The organism is Streptosporangium sp. NPDC048047, from assembly GCF_040653115.1.
Taxonomy (GTDB): domain Bacteria; phylum Actinomycetota; class Actinomycetes; order Streptosporangiales; family Streptosporangiaceae; genus Streptosporangium.
This window is the reverse complement of sequence record NZ_JBEZNH010000051.1, coordinates 23,473-41,305: the sequence shown is the minus strand read 5'-3', so window position 1 is coordinate 41,305 and position 17,833 is coordinate 23,473. Positions and strand designations below refer to the sequence as shown.

Genomic DNA, 17,833 nt, shown 5'->3' with positions numbered 1-17,833 from the left:
CGGCCTTCAACGCCCCGGCGGCTCCGTCCGTCGTTCCGTTTCCCCGACTGCCTCGGCGCCGAACATGCCGAGCACGCCCGGTACGTCGGGCACGCCGAGCATGCGGCGGATTCCGCCCGGATGGCGAATTCGTTTGCGGATTCAGCAAATCCGTTCCACCGTGGTGGAACGCGCCGCCGCCGAGGGCGCCGGTTCCTGCCGGCCGTCTCATCGGCCCCGGCGGACCGCCGGAGGCCATGGACGCCCGCGGAGCCGGGGCGGTTCAGCCCTCCCCGTCGACGAGTCGCTGGATGGCGGCGCCGTACCAGGCGGCCAGGCTCGCCCGGTCGGCGCGGCCGAGCACCGGGTCCCGCACGACGTGCAGGGAGGTGAGCAGGCCCCCGATCTGGGCCGCGATCAGATGGGCCCGCAGCTCGGCGTCGCCGCCGCGGAGCCGACCGGCCAGTGGGACGGCGAAGGCCCTCTCGATGGTCTCGCGCAGGGTCCGCTGGACCGGCGCCCGCTCCGAGGCGCGGAAGAGCGCGGACAGCGAGGTCACCGCCAGGGTTCCCGCGGGGGAGGAGGACAGGTCGAGCACATGCTCCACGAGGGCCGGTCCGAGGTTCTCCAGCGGCCCCTCCATGATCGCGGTCATCGGCAGGTCGACGGCCATGACCTCCAGGAAGAGCCGCTCCTTGGAGCCGAAGTAACGGATGACCAGCGCCGCGTCCACGCCGGCGCGGGCGGCGATGACCCGGATGCCCACCGCCTCGAAGCCGTTGTCCGCGAAGAGCTCGCGCGCCGCCTCGGAGATCGCCTGCCGGGTCGCCGCCGCCGACCGGCGGCGTGCCCGGCCCTGCGGTCCCACCGTCATGGACGGCCCCTTTCCGTTTTCGCCGAAGAGGCTGGTCATCATAGATGACATACGATGTCATCACTGTTGACATGCCGATGGGGGAGCGAGGGACCGTTCGATGAACCGCCTGAAGGAGAAGGTCGCGCTGATCACCGGAGCCGGCGGCGGCATCGGCCGCGCCGCCGCGCGGCTGATGAGCGCACAGGGCGCCCTGGTCGCCGTGGCCGACCGCGACGGGGAGGCCGCGCTGGAGACGGCCCGGCTGGTCGATGCCGCCGGCGGCCGCTCGCTCCCGCTGACGGTGGACGTCATGGACGAGGACTCCGTGGCGGGCATGGTGGGCGCCGCCGTCGGCGAGTTCGGCCGCCTGGACGTCCTCTGCAACCACGTCGGCGGCACGGACCCGCGCGCGGACCTGGACCTGCTGCGGCTGGACATGGCCGAGTTCGACCGCGCCGTCGCCCTCAACGTGCGCAGCACGCTCCTGGGCTCCCGGCACGCCATCCCCCACATGATCCGGGCCGGCGGTGGTTCGATCATCAACACCGCCTCCGTGGCCGGCCTGGTCGGGGACGTCGTGCAGATCTCCTACGGCGCGGTGAAGGCCGCCGTCATCAACCTCACGAAGTCGATCGCCGTGCAGTACGGCCCGCACCGCGTGCGCTGCAACGCCGTGGCGCCGGGCGCGGTGGTCACCCCCGCTCTGCTGGACAACCTGCCCCCGGACGTCGTCGAAGACCTCAAGCGCACGAACGCCCTGCCCTACCTCGGCGACCCGGAGGACATCGGCCACACCATGGTCTTCCTCGCCTCCGACGAGTCGCGCTACCTCACCGGGCAGCTCCTCGTCGTCGACGGCGGCATGACCGTCCGGTCTCCCGCCGCTCCGGGACGCCGGGCCATGCTCCCGCCCGGAGACTGAACTTCGCGCGTCCGCGCGTCCGCGCGTCCGCGAGAAAGGATCGGGGCACGGCCGGGCCGCCGGTGGCGCTGTCCGTACGCCCGCGCGCCCGGGGGAGAGCATGTCCCGGGGCGGGCGGCCGGTCCCCCGGGGGCACGCGGCCCGGCGCCTCGCGGGTGCCTGCCGCGCCGCGACCTCCCGGCGGGCCTGATGGGCTGAGCAGGTCCGATTCGTCATTCAGTGACGCTGAGTAATGCTTTCCGGGATAAATGCGCAGGTCGGGACAGTCTCGGTGCTGTTTGGTGAGCAATGCGTGGCGTTTCAGTAATCGAGGCATGCGCCGACCTGGAGGAATATGTTTTCTCTCCGCGAACGGCGCAGGTCACCGTGCCGTCGGCGTCCCAGACCCGGTTTGCTCGGTAAGGACGATGCCTGCAGCATAGGCGTGGCTTTCCTGGAACAATCGGCGAGGCGGTTAGAGTAAGTCCTTGACCATGGTTAACGGGGTCGCGGGTAATACGAAACCGCGCCGGCCGGGGGATCGGCGCGAGCGGAGGAATGATGGCTCGAAGGGCAGCGCTCCAGCGTGATCCTCGGATCACCGGCGACGCCGAGCTGTCGGCGTACCCGGGTTCCCTCGACGATCAGGAGCTCGACCCGGCCCCGGCGCGCGGGCGCGGCGCCTCGCGGGGCCGCTGGTCCGGCGGAGGCGGCCGGTGGCTGGTCTGGGTCGGCCGGATCGTCATCTGGGCGCTGATCGTCGTCATCGTGGTGAACGGCGTGCGCGCCATCTTCGAGCGTGCCACCGGGCAGAACGCCGTGAGCGGCCCGTCCGCCGTCTCCGCCGACTCCGGGTTCCCGGTCGGCCGGGCCACCTCCTTCGCCAGCCAGTTCGCGGCGGTCTATCTGAACTTCGACGCGGTCCGGGCCTCGGAGAGGGCCGCCAGGCTGGCCCCCTATCTTCCCGACGCCGCCGAGCCGCAGCTCGGCTGGGACGGGCTGGGGCGAATGGCAGCCGGAGCGGTCCAGCCGTACGACACCGAGATCGTCGACGACCGGAACGCCGTCGTGACCATGGCGTTCCAGGCGGGCAACCGGCGCCAGCTCCTGTCGGTGCCGGTCTACTACGACGCCGAGAAGGGCAGGCTCGTCGTCTCCGGCCGCCCCGGCATCCTCCCCGCCCCGGCCCCGGCCAACCTGCCCCCGGTCGCCGCGCCGGAGAGCGACGAGGCCGCCGAGCAGGAGCTGCGCACCCCGCTGGCCGACTTCTTCAAGGCGTACGCCGCGGGCGACACCGTCTCCCTGCAGCGGTACGCCGCCGCCGGCGTGACCCTGGACGGGTTCGGCGGCGCCTTCACCTTCGCGGAGCTCAAGGACCTCGACGTCCCGCTCGTCGGCGGCGCCACCCGCGAGGTGACGGCCACGGTCGTGTGGGGCGTGCCCTCGGGCTCCGGCTCCTCCACAGACTCCACCACGTCCGACCCCGGGGAGATGAACGGCAAGCTGGAGCAGTCCTACCGGCTCACCGTGGTCAAACAGGGCGACAAGTGGTTCGTCAAGGACATCCGAGGCGCGAAGCGGTCTGTGGGGAGCTCATGATCGAACGGTGCCGGAGCACAGTGAACAGACCCCCCCTGATCGGCGAGCCGGCGGCAGGCGGGTCCCGGCGCGCGTGTCACGCCCCCGTGACCGCCCGGCGAGCGCGATCATGAGCACGGAGGACGAGAAGTGACCCTGAAGACCATCCTGCTGAGCACGATCGACCTCGCTCAGCCGACCGCTCCTCCGACCGGCGTCAACACCCAGGGCCTGGCCGACTTCCTTCGCAGGTTCTTCGCCCCGCTCTTCCTCGTCGTCGTCTCCGTCGTCGCCCTCTTCTTCCTCTTCACCAGGGAGATCACCAGGTTCGTGCAGTTCATCATCCTGGCCATCGCCATCGGAGTGATCTTCTACGTGCCGAACATCATCGAGGTGACGGCCAAGGCGATCGCGGGCGCACTGGGCATCACGGGGGGTTGAGACCGCGTCAGGCGGTCAGAGAACGAGAGGCGGAAAGGAGGAGCGCGTGGATCTGCCCACGTATACCAATATCTGGCGGATTGAGAAGCGGCTCTACAAGCTGTACGACCTACGGCTGCCGATGCCGCTTCCCATTGTCTGGATCGGTGTGTTCGTGGGTGTGGCGGTTCCCTGGTCGCTGCTGCTCGCGCTTCTCGGCCTGCCCTTCGACGCCCCCTGGCACGTGCTCTACATCGTGCCGCCCGGGGTGGTGACCTGGCTGTCCACCCGCCCGGTCATCGAGAGCAAGCGGCTCACCGAGCTGCTGCAGTCGCAGACCCGCTACATGGGGGAGCCGCGCACCTGGTGCCGGATGGCGCCGGTCGCCGAGCCCGCCGAGATCACCCTGACCGGGAAGGTCTGGCGGGCCGCCCCCCGGCGGGCCGCCGACGTCCGCGTGAAGTCCGCGCGCAAGGCCCGGCACACCCAGGCCGGGCGCGCCGCCTCCCCCCGCGAGGTCCGTCCCGCGGTGGCGGCCGCCGCCGCGGCGGCCCTGGAGGCCACCCAGGACGCGACCGCCCGCGGGTACGCCGCGGAGACGACCGGCGGGGAGCAGACGAGCCGGGGCCGCGCCGCGTGGGGTGCGGTCCGGGCCGCGCGCCGGGGCACCGCTCCGGCCCTCGGGAGCCCCGCCGAGCCCGCTCCGCCCCTCGGAGATCCCGCAGTGTCCGCAGCGCCCTCGCGCACCGAGCCGCCTGCCGCGCGCCCGCCCGCCGCGGCCGGAACCGCGCCGGTGCGGGCGATGAGCCCTGCGGCGGGCCCGGCGGACCCGGCGCGCGCCGTACCGGCGGCCCGGGAGGCCCCCGCCACCGCGGAGACGCGCACGGTCTTCACCGGGAAGCGGCCCGCCGCTCCCGAAGCACGGCCCGCGGCTTCCGGGGGGTCGTCCGCCGCGACACCGCCGATCGACACCGAGGCGCTGCGACGGCTGCGCAGGCTCGCCGCCTCCGCGGAGGCCGGCCGCGCCGACGAGGCAGGCCGCGCGGGCCGGGCCGAGGAGGTCCTGAACCCGAGAGCCGGCCGTGCCGACGGCGCCGACCGGGACGGGGAGCAGGCGCCCGCGTCGCTGGAGCGGTTCGCCGAGCGGCGGCGGACGCGGTCCCCGGAGCGCCCCGCGGAACCCCTCTCCGGGCACCCGGCGGAGCACCCCTCTGAACACTCCACCGGGCATCCGGCCGGGCATCCTTCCGGACGTCCTGCGGAACAGCGGCCCGCGGAGCGTCCCCCGGCGCGCTCCGGCGGGGTCCCGATCCGCGCGGTCCCCTCGGCGACCGGCCCCGCGGCCGACCCGGTGGCGCCCGCGGTGCCGGTGCCCCGCACCACCCGCGGCGACGAGCCCGTCCCCGGCGCGGCCCGGATCCGCCGGGTGGAGTCGGTCGTCGGCCGTGACTCCTCCGGCGGGTGGCGGCGGCTGGCCCAGGTGGTCGTCGGGCCCGGCGGCGGAGGCCGTACGGACGGTTCGGAGATCGACGAGGCGCGGGCCACCGCGCCGTTCCCCGGCAGCCGCCGGGTGGTCGTGCTGGGCTGCACCGGCGGCGCGGGGCAGACCACGACCGCGCTCATGCTGGGGCACACCCTCGCGAGGCACCGCGAGGACCGGGTGCTCGCGGTCGACGCCGGCGTGGGCCGCCACAACCTCTCCAGCCGGGTCAGGGGCGAGTCGCCCGAGACGCTGACCTCGCTGCTGGCCGGCCTCGACACCGTCCACGGCTACCTCGGCATGCGCGCCTACACCAGCCGCTGCGCCTCCGGCCTGGAGGTGCTGGCCGGCGACAGCGACGCCGGGGCCGAACAGCGCCTGGCGGACCGCACGCTCTTCTCCGACCGGCGGCTCGGCCAGGCCATGGACACGCTGGAGCAGCACTACAAGCTCGTGGTCGTCGACCCCGCGGCGGCGCTGGCCGCCCGGGTGCTGCCCTACGCCGACCAGCTCGTCCTGGTCGTCCCGGCCAGCGAGGACGGCCCGGACGCGGTGGCCATGACCTACGAGTGGCTCGACGGGCACGGCTGCGCCGACCTGCGGCGCCGCGCGGTCCTGGTGGTCAACGGCGTCAGCCGCCGCAGCATGGGCGACGTCGAGCAGGCCGAGGCGGTCGCGCGCGGCAGGTGCCGGGCGATCGTGCGGGTGCCGTGGGAGGACGAGCTGGCCCCGGGCAGGTCCGAGCTGGTCGAGCCGTCCCACCTGCGGACTGCCGGCCGCCGGGCGTACCTCGCGCTGGCCGGGGTCGTGGTCGCGGGACTCGGAACGGCACAGACGGTCCGATCGAGCGAGGAGGAGCTGGCCAAGTGATCCCCCGGGCGGGACGAGACGTGGTGTACGGGCATGACGAGGTGACGTGGTGAACGGCCGCGCAGGGCGGACGGGCGGGCGGACCGGCGCCGTACGCCTGACGGGTGGCCGGGCGGGCCGCGCCGTACGGCCGGCGGGTCACGCCGGGGACCGGACGGGGGGGATCAGGTGAGCCGCGCGTCACGGGCGCACAGCCGTCTCGCGGTCCGGTACTTCGACGACCGGATCCTGCTGACCGACTCGGCGGTCTGGGCCTACTTCAGGCTGCCGACGGTGAGCTACGAGTTCGTCACCCCCGAGGAGCGGGAGGCGCTGGCCACCAACATCACCATCGCGCTGGCGGCGATCCGGATGCCGGACGCCGAGGTGCACCTGCGGGTGGCGCACCGCACCTACCCGGCGGCCGAGTGGGCGATGGCGCTGAACGCCACCTCCGACGAGGGGCCGGGCTGGCGCGACTACCTGGAGGACATGTACCGCCACGTCTGGGCCAAGGACTTCTGGTCCAAGGAGGTCTACCTCGGCGTGCGGCTCGGGCCGCGCGGCAGGCAGGTCGGCGACGGCGTGCTCTCCCAGATCTTCGGCTTCTACCAGCGCGGCGAGAAGGCCCTCGGCATCGACGACGACCACGTCCCCAGGACCGAGGTCGCCCGGTGGACCGAGCAGGCCGAGCGGCTGGGCCGGGCGCTGTCGGCCAGCGCCCTGTACGCCCGGCACGCCACCTCCACCGAGATCGCCTGGCTGTTCCAGCACGCCGCGACCGGCTCCCTCGGCGACCCGCCGGCCTCGGCCAGCCCCAAGCGCAGGTGGGGGCAGGGCGAGATCGAGTCGCTGGTCGAGGGGCAGATCCACAACGGCAGGTCGCTGCTGCGGATCGAGCAGCCGTACGGCGACTCCTACGTGGCGCACCTGTCGTTCGCCCGCTTCCCCGACCTGATGCCGTTCCCCGACGGCGAGCCGTGGACGCACTTCGCCGACCAGCTGCCGTTCCCGGTGGAGGTCTCGTCGCGGATGCGGCTGATCTCGCCGGTCAAGGCCAGCAAGGACGTCGCGCGCAAGCTCGCCCACGCCCGCGACATGGACATCCACATCCGCGAGGCGGGCGCCGAGGCGCCGCTGGCGCTGGCCGAGCAGATCGACGCGGCCCGGATGCTGGAGCACGGCATCACCAAGGAACGCCTGCCGTTCGTGTACGGCTGGCACCGGCTGATCGTGTCGGCCCCGACCGAGGAGATCTGCGTGCAGCGGGTCGAGGCCGTCGTGGAGCACTACCGCGACATGGGCATCGACATCGTCAACTCCACCGGCGACCAGTTCTCGCTGTTCTGCGAGGCGCTGCCGGGCGAGCGGGTCCGGGTCAACGCCTACGCCCAGAGGCAGCCGCTGCGCACCATCGCGGGCGGCATGCCGACCGCGACCGTGGACCTCGGCGACCGGGTGGACGAGTCGGGCGCCGGGTGGATGGGACCGTACATCGGGGAGACCCTCGGCCGGGCGCGCAGCATCGTGCACTTCGACCCGCTGGTGGCGGCCACCCGCAACCGCCCGACGGCCATCGCGATCACCGGCGAGCCCGGCGGCGGCAAGACCACGCTGGCGCTGCTGATGATCTACCAGATGGCGCTGCGCGGCGTGACGGTCGCGGTCATCGACCCCAAGGGCGACGCCGAGTCGCTGGTGCAGCTGCTGCGCAACCGGGGCCGCAGGGCGCGGATCATCCCGCTCGGCTCGGCGGCCCCCGGCCTGCTGGACCCGTTCTCCTTCGGCGACGACATCGCCGCCAAGAAGACGATGGCGAGCGAGACGCTGCGCCTGCTGCTGCCGCGCATGTCGGAGGAGCGGGAGTCGGCGATGATCCAGGCGGTCGCGGCGGTCGCCAACGGCGAGGACCCCTCGCTGGCGAAGGTCGTGGAGTTCCTGGAGCAGACCGACGACGCCGCCTCCAAGAACCTGGGCGCGGTGCTGCGCTCCATGTCGGAGATGCACCTGGCCCGGCTCTGCTTCGACCCCTCCGGCGGCGAGCAGATCGACACCGAGGGCTGGACCACGGTCTTCACCCTCGGCGGCCTGACCCTCCCGGACGCCGCCACCGGCCGCGACGACTACTCCTACGAGCAGCGGCTGTCGGTGGCGCTGCTCTACCTCGTCGCGCAGTTCGCCCGGGGCCTGATGAACGGCCTCGACCGGCGGACCCCCAAGGCGATCTTCCTGGACGAGGCGTGGGCGATCACCTCCACCCCCGAGGGCGCCAAGCTGGTGCCCGAGGTGAGCCGGATGGGCCGCTCCCGCAACACCGCGCTGGTCCTGGTCTCGCAGAACGCGGGCGACCTGCTGAGCGAGCAGGTGACCAACTGCCTGTCGTCGGTGTTCGCGTTCCGGTCCACCGAGCGGGTGGAGGTCGGCCACGTGATGGCGCTCCTCGGGGTCGAGCCCTCCGAGGAGCACAAGGCGGTCCTGCGCTCGCTCGGCAACGGAGAGTGCGTCTTCCGCGACCTGGACGGCCGCGCAGGCCGCATCGGGGTGGACCTCATCTCCGACGAGCTGCTGCGCTGGCTCGACACGAACCCGACCCACGAGAGGCCCCCGGCCGACCCCCAGGGTCAGCCCGGGGGAGACCGAGTCAGCAGGCAGGGCGCCGTGGCGGTGGAGGTGCGCTCATGAAGGGCTCCGGCAAGGGGCACGGGAAGTCCCGCGGCGGGCACGGGGGCTCCCGGAAGGGAAAGAGAAGTCCCCGCAGCCGGCTACGCAGGCGGATCGCCATCGCGCTGGTGGCGCTGACCGCCTTCCTCGCGCTGCCCCTGGTGTTCCCCGGGGAGGGGTCCGTCGCCGTCGCCGCACCCTGCGACCTGTCGCCGGACCTCACCCCCGAGGTCGTCGGCTCGGGCGTGGACGGCCTGGTCAAGCCCCCGGACCCGGACCGGCCCGCGGCGTCGGGCGCGTCGATCACGCCGACGCCCGCCCCGGCCGCGCCCGGGACGGCCGCGGCGGCGCAGGGCAACTACGCCACCTACGGCATGAGCGGCCAGTTCTGGCACACCTACAACCTGGGCTGCGACGACGTCGCGGCGGTGCTGGGCAACGCCTGGGCCAACACGGTCTTCTCCTGGGCCAAGTCGCTCGACCGGCTGACCATCACCACCTACCAGGCGGCCGCGACCGAGGGCCCGCTGGAGTCGATCAAGGATGTCGTCGACGACATCGTGACCAACCTGGCGAACGCCATGTACTGGCCGTACCTGCGGCCGGTCGTGATCCTCGGCGCCATCTGGCTCGCCTGGTACGGCCTCATCCGCAAACGCGCGACCACCACCGCCGAGGGCGTCATCTGGATGGTCCTCGCGGTCACCGTGGCGGTCTGGTTCTTCAGCCGCCCCGGCGACTTCACCTCGCTGGGGAAGGTCGTCACCGACAAGACCGGCGAGGTCGTCAACTCGGCCTTCTCCGGCCTGCCCGGCGCGGGCGGCACCTCCTGCGTGCCCGCCAAGGACGATCCCGCCCCCCAGGTCAGGTCCGGCGGCTACGGCCAGGCCGGCGTCCCCGGGGTCGAGCAGAACGCCGACGCGCTCTGGTCGGTGCTGGTCTGCAAGCCGTGGCTGATGGGCGAGTTCGGCACCGCCGACGCGACCGCCCCGGTCGTGCAGAAGCTCGCTCCCAGGCTGCTGGACATCCAGGCCATCGACGCCGCCGAGATGCGGGCCGCGCAGCTGCCCGCGACCAACTCCCACCAGCTACGGTACGAGGAGGAGATCGCCAAGCCTCTGGAGAACACGCCGATCTTCTTCCTGTTCCAGGGAAAGGATTGGACGAGCCGGCTCGGCATCGCGATCGGCGCCCTGCTGGCCGCGATGGTCGCGGGCGTGCTGATCTTCCTGGTGGCGGTCTCGCTGCTGGTGCTCAAGGTCGGGTTCCTGCTGCTGCTCATCCTCGGGCCGATCTTCCTGCTGCTCGGCGTGCATCCCGGCTCCGGCCGCATCATCGCGATGCGCTGGGTGGAGATGCTGGTCGGCACGCTGCTGCGGCAGGCGGTGCTCGCCCTGGTCCTCGGCGTCCTGGTGTACGGCTACGCCCTGATCATCTCCACCGCCATGCCGTGGGGCATGCAGGTGATGTTCATGGCCCTGCTGACGATCGCGGTGTTCTTCTACCGGCGGCCGTTCCAGCACCTGTTCGCCTCCATGGACGGCCACACGCTCGCCACCCGCGTGCTCGGCGACGCCGCCACCGCGCCGACCCTGCAGCGGGCGGCGGGTGTGCTGCCGCCCGTCGCGGCGGCCCGGGTCGGCCGCTGGGGCATGCGCAAGGCCGAACCCGCGCTGCAGGCCGCGGCGCTCGCCACCGGCGCGTCCGCGGCGACGGCGGCCGCGGCGGTCGCCCAGGGCAGGGTCCGCGGCGAGGACGGCGGCGCGGCGGCGGGCACGCCCTCCGGCACCCGGGTCCCGGCGGGCGCGCAGCCCGCGCCGCTGGACACCGACGCCCAGGGGGGCGGGCGGCGCAAGGCCGGGGGCCGTCCGGTCACCGCGGCCCGTCCGGGCGCGGCGCCGCCGCTCAACCTCTCCGGCGCGGCCGGCGGCGCGGTGGGCGGCGGGTCCGGCCGTACGGCGGGCGGATCCGGCGGGTCCGGCGGATCAACCGTCAGGTCCGGCGGCTCCTCCGGGGGCCGCGGCGGAAACGGCTGGTTCGGCGGGCGGTCCGGCGGCGGCTGGGCCCCGCGGGGCGGCTCCTCCCCGGGCGGCGGGTCCGGTTCGACGGCGGGCCGGTCTGCGGCGCCGTCCTCCTCGGGCGGCGGCCGGAGCGGTGCGAGCCTCTTCGGCGGCGGTGGCGGTGGCGGCGGCGGATCCCGGCGTTCCGATCCGCCCTCACGCGGGTCCTCCGGCGGCTCGTCGCGCTCCTCCTCCGGCGGGTCGTCGGGCGGCTCGCGCGGCTCCTCGGGGTCCGGTGGCAGCCTGTTCGGCTCCGGCGGCTCCTCCGGCTCCAGGCGCGATCCCGGCAGGTCCGAGCGGCGGTCCGAGGCGCCCCCGCTCTGGCTGCCCAGCCGTTCCGAGCGGGACAGGCAGGCCGATGATGCGCCCGCGCCGTTCTGGCTGCGCGCCTCGAAGCCGGAGGCGGACTGACGATGGCAGAAGGCGGCAACCGCCGGGGACTCGTCTTCGCGGTGCTGGTCGCGATGCTCGCCGGCGTCGGGGTCTACCTGACGATGATGTCGGGGCAGCCGGGCGGGGAACCGGCCGGACAGGACCCGGCGCGGGCGGACCGGGCGACGGCGCAGGCGCGGGCGCGGGTGAGCGCCGAACCGCCCCGCCCCGCGGCCACGGCCAGCGACGCGCCCTTCGACGTCTACTCCTACCTGCCGATGACCAAGCAGGAGCTCGCCGCGGCCGCGGACTACGCCCGGCGGTTCACCGCCGCGTACGGCACCTACCGCTACGACGAGGACCCGGCGGCCTACGGCGACCGGGTCGGCGGCTACACCACGACCGAGTTCGCCGACGTCCTGCTGCGCACCTTCTCCTCGCCCGGCACGATCGAGGCCAACAAGGCCGACCAGGTCGTCTCGGTCGGCAGCGCCGAGGTCAAGGCGATCCGGCAGGTGCAGGACACCTCGGTGACCTTCGTGGTCACCGGCACCCAGAAGATCACCACCAAGGCCGGGCCCCGGGACCTGACCGACGACTACGCCGTCACGCTCATCGAGGTCGGCACCGAGTGGCGGGTCCACAACCTGGAGCCGGCCGACGCGGGCCAGGAGGGGGACGACCGCACCTCGCCGCCAGGGGAGGACGGATGAACGGCGGCCCGCGGTGAGGGCCGGGCGCAGGACGCGGATCCCGCTGATCCTCGGCGTCGCCGGGGTCTGCCTGCTCACGCTGATCATGGCGCCGATGATGATGGTCAGCACGTTCCCGTCGATCGTCGGCGGCGGGCTGCCCGACTGCGAGGCGGCCGTGAAGAACGTCAGCGCCGAGTCCAAGGCCGCCGCCTCGGACATCCCCGCGGACTACCTGAAGCTGTACCGCAAGTACGGCAAGCAGGTCGGCGTGCAGTGGAACGTGCTCGCCGGGGTGGGCAAGCGCGAGACCGACCACGGCCGCTCCACCCTGCCCGGGGTGCGCAGCGGCACCAACTACGCCGGCGCCGCCGGGCCGATGCAGTTCCTGATCGGCACGTGGGGCGGCAAGGCGAAGATCAAGATTCCGTCGAAGTTCAACGGCTACGCCTCCGACGGCGACGGCGACGGCTGGGCCGACGTGTACAACCCCGCCGACGCCATCCTGGGCGCGGCGAAGATGCTCAAGCGCAACGGCGCGCCGGAGGACGTGCGGCGGTCGCTGTTCGTCTACAACCGGGCCTGGTGGTACGTCGACCAGGTCATGGAGATCGCGCGGAGATACGCCGAGGACGGCGCGGTCGCGGTGCCGCCGCAGGCCGAGCCCGCCTGCGACGAGCCGCTGGTGCAGGCGGCGCCCAGCGAGGCGGTGGCCCAGATCCTGCAGTACGCGCTCGCCCAGCGCGGCAAGCCGTACGTGTGGGGCGGCACCGGGCCGGACGCCTTCGACTGCTCGGGGATCATCTACATGGCCTACCGCAGCGCCGGCCTGACGATCCCGCGCACCACCTTCGGTCAGTGGCCCTTCGGGGTGCGGGTCGACGCGGGCGAGGAGCAACCCGGTGACCTGGTCTTCTTCAACGCTGGGCCAGGAACGAGCGCCAACAACCCGGGACACGTCGGCATGGTCGTCTCGCCGGGCAAGATGGTGGAGGCACGGTGCACGCTGTGCGGGCCGATCAAGGTGACCACCTACCGCGACCGCACCGGCATCGTCGGGTACACCCGCCCGCTGCAGAACCCGCAGGTCCTCGAACAGCTCAGACTGAAGGAGCAAGGCTGAAGGAGTTCCGCGTGAAGAAGGTCGTCGTCGGGGCCGCGATCCTCGACGGCGACGGCAGACTGCTCGCCGCCCAGCGCGCCGAGCCGCCCGAGCTGGCCGGCGGCTGGGAGCTGCCCGGAGGGAAGGTCGATCCGGGGGAGGACGACCAGACGGCCCTGGTCCGCGAGTGCCTGGAGGAGCTGGGGGTCATCGTCGCGGCCGGGGCCCAGGTCGGCGGCGACTGGCCGCTGACCGGCGACTACGTGCTCAGGGTCTGGATGGCGCGGATCACCGAGGGGGAGCCGGAGGCCAAGGAGCACCTGGAACTGCGCTGGCTGGCCGCCCATGAGCTGTTCGACGTGGAGTGGCTGCCCGCGGACCTGCCGATCGTGCGCGCCGTGCATGGTCATCTTGGCGGTATCTGACCCGCTACTCACGGTAGGGTTGTCGTTGCTCAACGTGCTGATGACGCGCGTTCGTAACGGGGGATCGGAGAGATGCGGTGACCGAGTGGTTGCAGCGTGCCCGGGTCGTGTCCGCGGTGGGGGCGGGGGCCCTCATCCTGGGCGGCGTCCCGGCCGCGTACGCGGACGTGACACCGGGGTCGGCCGGGTCGATGCCGGGGGAGGTCGCGGCGGACGCCTCGGCGGTGACGGCGGGCGACTCCGCCGCGTCGTCCGGGGCCGCCGCCGACGAGTTCCGGTTCCGGCTCTGGTTGCAGGGGGCCGGTGACGAGGCGTGGCTGGCCGTCTCCTCGGAGCCCGCGGAGGCGCTCAAGGACGTCGAATGCCCGCCGCACGGGGCCGCGGCGGAGGGGGCCCCGGTGGCCGAGGGGCCCGGCCGGGACGTCCCGGCCGCCGGCACGCGGGGCGCGCCGGACGTGCAGGGGGTGCAGGAAGCGGGGGCTCCCGCGGCGGGAGGCGCCCGCGCGGCGGCCTTCCACCCGGCCCACCCGGCGGGCGGACCCGGCGGAGGCCCGCTCGCGGCAGGACCCGCGGCGGACGCCCCACCGGCGGGCGGTACGGCGGACGCCGCCGGGTTCCGGGGCGCCGGCGCGGTTCCGGCGTCCGGTCCGGTGGAGAGGACCGCGGAGGCTCCGGGCGCCACCGGGGCCCGGGACGTCGCGGCCGGTCCGATGGCCGGTCAGGCGGCCGGCCCGATGGCCGGTTCGGAGACCGGTTCGGCCGTGGAGGCCGCGGAGGCCGCGGAGACTCCGGCGGACGCCCAGGCGGAGAACGGCCGGGCGGCGGGGGGTGCGCTGACCTGCTCGATGGAGAGGGCCGGCGCTCACGTGCCCGTCGACGTGGTGCTGCGCGCACCGGAGGAGGCCGGCCAGGTCCAGCTGACCGCGGTGGCGCGGATCCGCGACGCCCGGGGCGAGTGGGTCACCCGGACCGCGCGGACCACGATGCGGATCCCGGCGGCGCGGACCGCGCAGCGCTCCGGTGCCGCGGGCGACGTCACGGACGGGACCTCGGACGGCACCTCGAACGGGGCCTCGGACGGCGCCTCGGCCGGTGCTTCGGACGGCGCCGCGGCGGCGGGTGCCTCCGCTGCCGGTGGGCGCATCCCGGTTCCGGGCAGCGCACGGAGCGCCGGTGCGGCCGGAGCCGTCCCGCGCTCGGAAGGCTCCGGTGACGTCACGACCTCCGGAGCCGGGACGGGCACCGGAGAGGTCCGAGGAACCGGCGCTCAGGGCACAGGTCTCCAGGAGGCCGGCGTCCGGGGCACGGGCACCCGGGGTACAGGCGCGGCAGGGCTCACCGGGAACGCCGCGGGCACCGCGGTGACCGGGAGCGCCGGAGACGCGGTGCGCCCCGGAACGGAAGCCGCCGGAGCCGCGGGCGCCGGAGACGTGGCGACGGGTTCCGCCGGGACCGCCCGGACGCCGCTGACCGGTGGTTCCGCCCTCACCGGGGCGGTCCCCGAGACGATGCCCGGCATGTTCGGGGAGCGCGTGCAGGACGCCGGCCAGGCCACCGGGGCGCTCCCGGACGAGCCGACGACCCTGCTCTCCCGGCCCGGTACGGCCCTCACACCCGGTACTGCCGCCCTCACGCCCGGCGGGCCGGCCGCGCAGAACGGCGCGGTGCGGCCCGAGACCCGGGTCCTCGCCGCCGACCCCGGTTCGAGCCCCCGGCAGGCGGGTTCGGAGGAGCGGGGCATGCCGATGGTCCTGGAGGACATCCCGGCGTCCCGGCGCAACCTCCCGGTCTACGAGGACCCCGCATCGCAGGCGCCCGTCGTGCAGGAGCCCGGCGTCGCACCGGGGCAGGGGAGCGCTTCTCGCGGTTCCGCCGAGGGCCCGCGGGTGCCGCGGACGGCGATGGCGACCCAGCCGCAGGCCGTCCCGAGGCTTCATGGCCCGAGGGCGACGCTCAGAAACAGCGCGGCCCAGCGGGGGGCCCGGAGGCAGGGGGCCGTCGGCATGCGGTTGTCCCCGGTCCAGCAGATGCCTCAGCAGATGGGGCAGTTCCCGGTGATGCCGCCGATGCCCCAGCAGATGCCGCCGATGCCTCGCCAGATGGCGCCGGTGCCCCAGCGGATGCCGGTTCTTCCCCAGGTGCCGCCGCAGATGGGGCCTCCGCCCATGTTCCCGCAGGGGCAGATGCCGCCGGGCCAGATGCCGGTGCTGCCACAGCAGCCTGGCCAGATGGGTCAGCCCGGCCAGATGGGGCAGCCGGGTCAGATGGGGCAGCCGCCCGTCCAGCAGGGCTATCCGCAGCAGGGCTACCCGCAGCAGGGCGGTCCCGGAGCGCCGATGACCCCCGGTGTCCCGGGGGCCCCGCTCGCGCCGGGCGTGCCCGGGGCTCCGTCGCCGCTGGCGATGCCGCCGGGAGCACCGCTTCCCCGGGAGCTCGACGGGTCGAGCGCGAAGATCGAGGCCGCGACCAGTTCGAGCTCGGTGCTGTCCGACGTGCGAGGACTGCCCGCGGTCGGGGCGGCGGTCGGCGGTCTGCTGCTCCTGCTCTGGCTCCGGATGAGGATCCAGCGCCGGCGTAACTGGCGGCCCGCATCGTAGAAAATCGGCGGCCCGTATCGTAGAAAGCGGTTTACTGTTACTTTTGCCCAACTAGTATTTCCTTGGCGGGTTTAAGGCTGGGAAATTCGCGGAGGGCAGGGTTGGCGCGATCGCGACGGACGGCGGCTTTATCTGCCGTCGCCATGTCTCTCGGACTGAGCGGGGCGGTGCTTCTGGCTGCCGCGCCGCTCACCGCTCCGATCTCCGATCCGGCGACCATGCTGGTGGCGGACACCCCCGGTGAGATCCCGGGGTGTGACACCGACCCCTCCGCCCCGTGCGCCGACGAGCCCACGCCGATCGTCACGGTCACGGTCACCGCGCCCCCCGAGGAGGAGCCCCCCGCTCCTCCGAAGCCGGCTCCCCGGACGGTGCACACCACGGTCATCGTCCCCCCGAAGAAGCCCAAGGCGCCGAAGCCGACGAAGACCGTGCACGAGACCGTGACGGTGCCGCCTCCGCAGCAGACCTCCGCGGCTCCCGTCGTGCCTCCTCCCACCACCCCCGCCAACGATCCGGTGGCGCCGCCGAGCAGCGATCCGGATCCGTCCTTCCCCAGCACCGAGACGCAGCCGCAGACGCAGCCGACCGCGGTCCCCACCGCCACGCCGCCGCCGAGCGAGACCCCGTTCGAGGAGCCCGCCTCCGCGCCGGTCCGCCATGAGATCCGCAACGCGGGTTCGGAGTTCGACAGCGCCACGCTGAGCGGCCAGCTCGCCATCCCGGCGCTGATCCTGGTGCTGCTGGTGCTGTTCGCCGTACTGATCTTCGAGGGCAGGCTGCGCCGCCTCGCCCACGCGGCGGCCGTCCGCCGGGCGGGTCCCCGCTCCGCGGACTACTGGGGCCCGATCGACCCCGTGGCCTATCCCGCCGGCCCCGCGGGCTACCCCGCCGGTCCGGGTTACGCGGCCGCACCGGGCTTCCCGCCGGCCTACCAGGGCGGCACGGCCTACGCCCCGATCGTCAGCCTGGTGCCCATGCACATGTATCCGCAGGGGTACCCCGAGGGCTACGCCCCCGAGGCGTACGGCCGGCCGTACGAGCACCCGTACGGCGGGCAGCCGTACGAGACGGCCTACCTGCCGCCGGGACACCCGGGCTACCCGGGCCATGAGCACGCACCCGCCGGTTACCCGCCGCAGGGCCACGAGCAGCACGCGTCCGCCGGATACCCGCCGTACGCGGAGCCGTACGGTCCGGCGGGGCACGACGGGATGTACGTCGTGCACGACGAGGCGATGGCGCCCGACGTGCCGGGCACCTTCCACGCCCTGGACGAGGACGCCTTCCCCGGCCAGGCCGCCCGCTCTGCCGGTCCCGGTGATCTCCCCCCGTACGCGACGGACGACGAACTGTTCCGCGGGGCGGACGACCGCCTCGGCTTCTCCGGTGAGGACGGGGCCGAGCACGACGGCACGCCGTCCTTCCCCGAGCAGGACGAGTCCGGCGACCGGACCCGGGGTTTCTTCGAGCCGGTCCGGGAGCCCGGCTCCGCCGAGGCCGCCGCCGGTCCGGAGGCCGTTCCCGGAACACCCTCCGGCGAGGAGGCCGTTTCCGGAGTTCCCTCCGGCCAGGAGCCCGTTCCTGGAACATCTTCCGGCCAGGAGGCCCTTCCCGGAGCTCCCGTCGGCCAGGGGTCCGTTCCCGGAACACCCTCCGACATCGGGCCCACGGGTACGGTGACCCATCCTCTGCCGGAGGGTGCCGAGGGCAGGAAGAAGCGCGGGCTCTTCCGCCGCTCGTCCTGACGCGTTCCCGTCCAGCCGTCTGCTGACAGCCGTCCGCTGACGGCGCGGACGGGCACCTCTCGTTCCCTGCCCGTTCCCCATCGGCGCGTCCCGGCGTGGACGGCGGTGCCGCG

At 74.0% G+C, this 17,833-nt stretch carries 12 protein-coding genes; 11 read left to right on the top strand and 1 reads right to left on the bottom strand.

Features of this window, described 5'->3' with window-relative positions; genetic code table 11:
• Positions 1–262: 262 nt before the first annotated feature.
• Positions 263–853 (bottom strand): TetR family transcriptional regulator, encoded by a 591-nt coding sequence (locus AB0D67_RS30940; protein WP_362943897.1) that lies wholly within the window; start codon positions 851–853, stop codon positions 263–265.
• 100 nt (positions 854–953) lie between these two features.
• Here AB0D67_RS30940 and AB0D67_RS30935 point away from each other — a divergent pair, with 100 nt between their 5' ends.
• The 11 genes from AB0D67_RS30935 to AB0D67_RS30885 all read left to right on the top strand — a co-directional run bounded on the left by AB0D67_RS30935 (position 954) and on the right by AB0D67_RS30885 (position 17,720).
• Positions 954–1,757 (top strand): SDR family NAD(P)-dependent oxidoreductase, encoded by an 804-nt coding sequence (locus AB0D67_RS30935; RefSeq protein WP_362943894.1) that lies wholly within the window; start codon positions 954–956, stop codon positions 1,755–1,757.
• Positions 1,758–2,297: 540 nt separating this feature from the next.
• Positions 2,298–3,335 (top strand): conjugal transfer protein, encoded by a 1,038-nt coding sequence (locus tag AB0D67_RS30930; protein WP_362943892.1) that lies wholly within the window; start codon positions 2,298–2,300, stop codon positions 3,333–3,335.
• 150 nt (positions 3,336–3,485) lie between these two features.
• Entirely contained in the window at positions 3,486–3,755 is a 270-nt protein-coding gene (locus AB0D67_RS30925) for a hypothetical protein (RefSeq protein ID WP_362943940.1), read from the top strand.
• A 46-nt stretch (positions 3,756–3,801) separates the two neighbouring features.
• Complete coding sequence (locus AB0D67_RS30920) at positions 3,802–6,084, top strand: TcpE family conjugal transfer membrane protein (protein ID WP_362943890.1); 2,283 nt, start codon at positions 3,802–3,804, stop codon at positions 6,082–6,084.
• A 168-nt stretch (positions 6,085–6,252) separates the two neighbouring features.
• Positions 6,253–8,745 carry an ATP-binding protein gene (locus AB0D67_RS30915; RefSeq protein ID WP_362943888.1) on the top strand — a complete coding sequence of 831 codons (2,493 nt, stop codon included), beginning with the start codon at positions 6,253–6,255 and terminating at the stop codon, positions 8,743–8,745.
• The gene (locus AB0D67_RS30910) at positions 8,742–11,195 is read left to right on the top strand and encodes a type IV secretion system protein (protein WP_362943886.1); all 2,454 of its coding nucleotides are present in this window, start codon (positions 8,742–8,744) and stop codon (positions 11,193–11,195) included. The genes AB0D67_RS30915 and AB0D67_RS30910 overlap by 4 nt, the downstream gene beginning before the upstream one ends.
• Before the next feature lie 2 nt (positions 11,196–11,197).
• The gene (locus tag AB0D67_RS30905; protein WP_362943883.1) at positions 11,198–11,869 is read left to right on the top strand and encodes a hypothetical protein; all 672 of its coding nucleotides are present in this window, start codon (positions 11,198–11,200) and stop codon (positions 11,867–11,869) included.
• 13 nt (positions 11,870–11,882) lie between these two features.
• A complete protein-coding gene (locus AB0D67_RS30900; protein ID WP_362943881.1) occupies positions 11,883–12,971 on the top strand; it encodes a bifunctional lytic transglycosylase/C40 family peptidase in 1,089 nt (362 codons plus the stop codon).
• An 11-nt stretch (positions 12,972–12,982) separates the two neighbouring features.
• On the top strand, positions 12,983–13,375 hold the full coding sequence (locus tag AB0D67_RS30895; RefSeq protein ID WP_362943879.1) for a (deoxy)nucleoside triphosphate pyrophosphohydrolase: 393 nt from the start codon (positions 12,983–12,985) through the stop codon (positions 13,373–13,375).
• A gap of 77 nt (positions 13,376–13,452) precedes the next feature.
• Complete coding sequence (locus AB0D67_RS30890; protein WP_362943877.1) at positions 13,453–15,972, top strand: hypothetical protein; 2,520 nt, start codon at positions 13,453–13,455, stop codon at positions 15,970–15,972.
• A 143-nt stretch (positions 15,973–16,115) separates the two neighbouring features.
• Positions 16,116–17,720 (top strand): hypothetical protein, encoded by a 1,605-nt coding sequence (locus tag AB0D67_RS30885; RefSeq protein ID WP_362943875.1) that lies wholly within the window; start codon positions 16,116–16,118, stop codon positions 17,718–17,720.
• The last annotated feature ends 113 nt before the right edge of the window (positions 17,721–17,833 follow it).

What these genes read in the sequence shown, in the direction of transcription:
- AB0D67_RS30940 (WP_362943897.1), bottom strand. Translation starts at nt 853, where the DNA reads ATGACGGTGGGACCGCAGGGCCGGGCACGCCGCCGGTCGGCGGCGGCG.
- AB0D67_RS30885 (WP_362943875.1), top strand. Translation starts at nt 16,116, where the DNA reads ATGTCTCTCGGACTGAGCGGGGCGGTGCTTCTGGCTGCCGCGCCGCTC.
- AB0D67_RS30910 (WP_362943886.1), top strand. Translation starts at nt 8,742, where the DNA reads ATGAAGGGCTCCGGCAAGGGGCACGGGAAGTCCCGCGGCGGGCACGGG.
- AB0D67_RS30930 (WP_362943892.1), top strand. Translation starts at nt 2,298, where the DNA reads ATGGCTCGAAGGGCAGCGCTCCAGCGTGATCCTCGGATCACCGGCGAC.
- AB0D67_RS30905 (WP_362943883.1), top strand. Translation starts at nt 11,198, where the DNA reads ATGGCAGAAGGCGGCAACCGCCGGGGACTCGTCTTCGCGGTGCTGGTC.
- AB0D67_RS30935 (WP_362943894.1), top strand. Translation starts at nt 954, where the DNA reads ATGAACCGCCTGAAGGAGAAGGTCGCGCTGATCACCGGAGCCGGCGGC.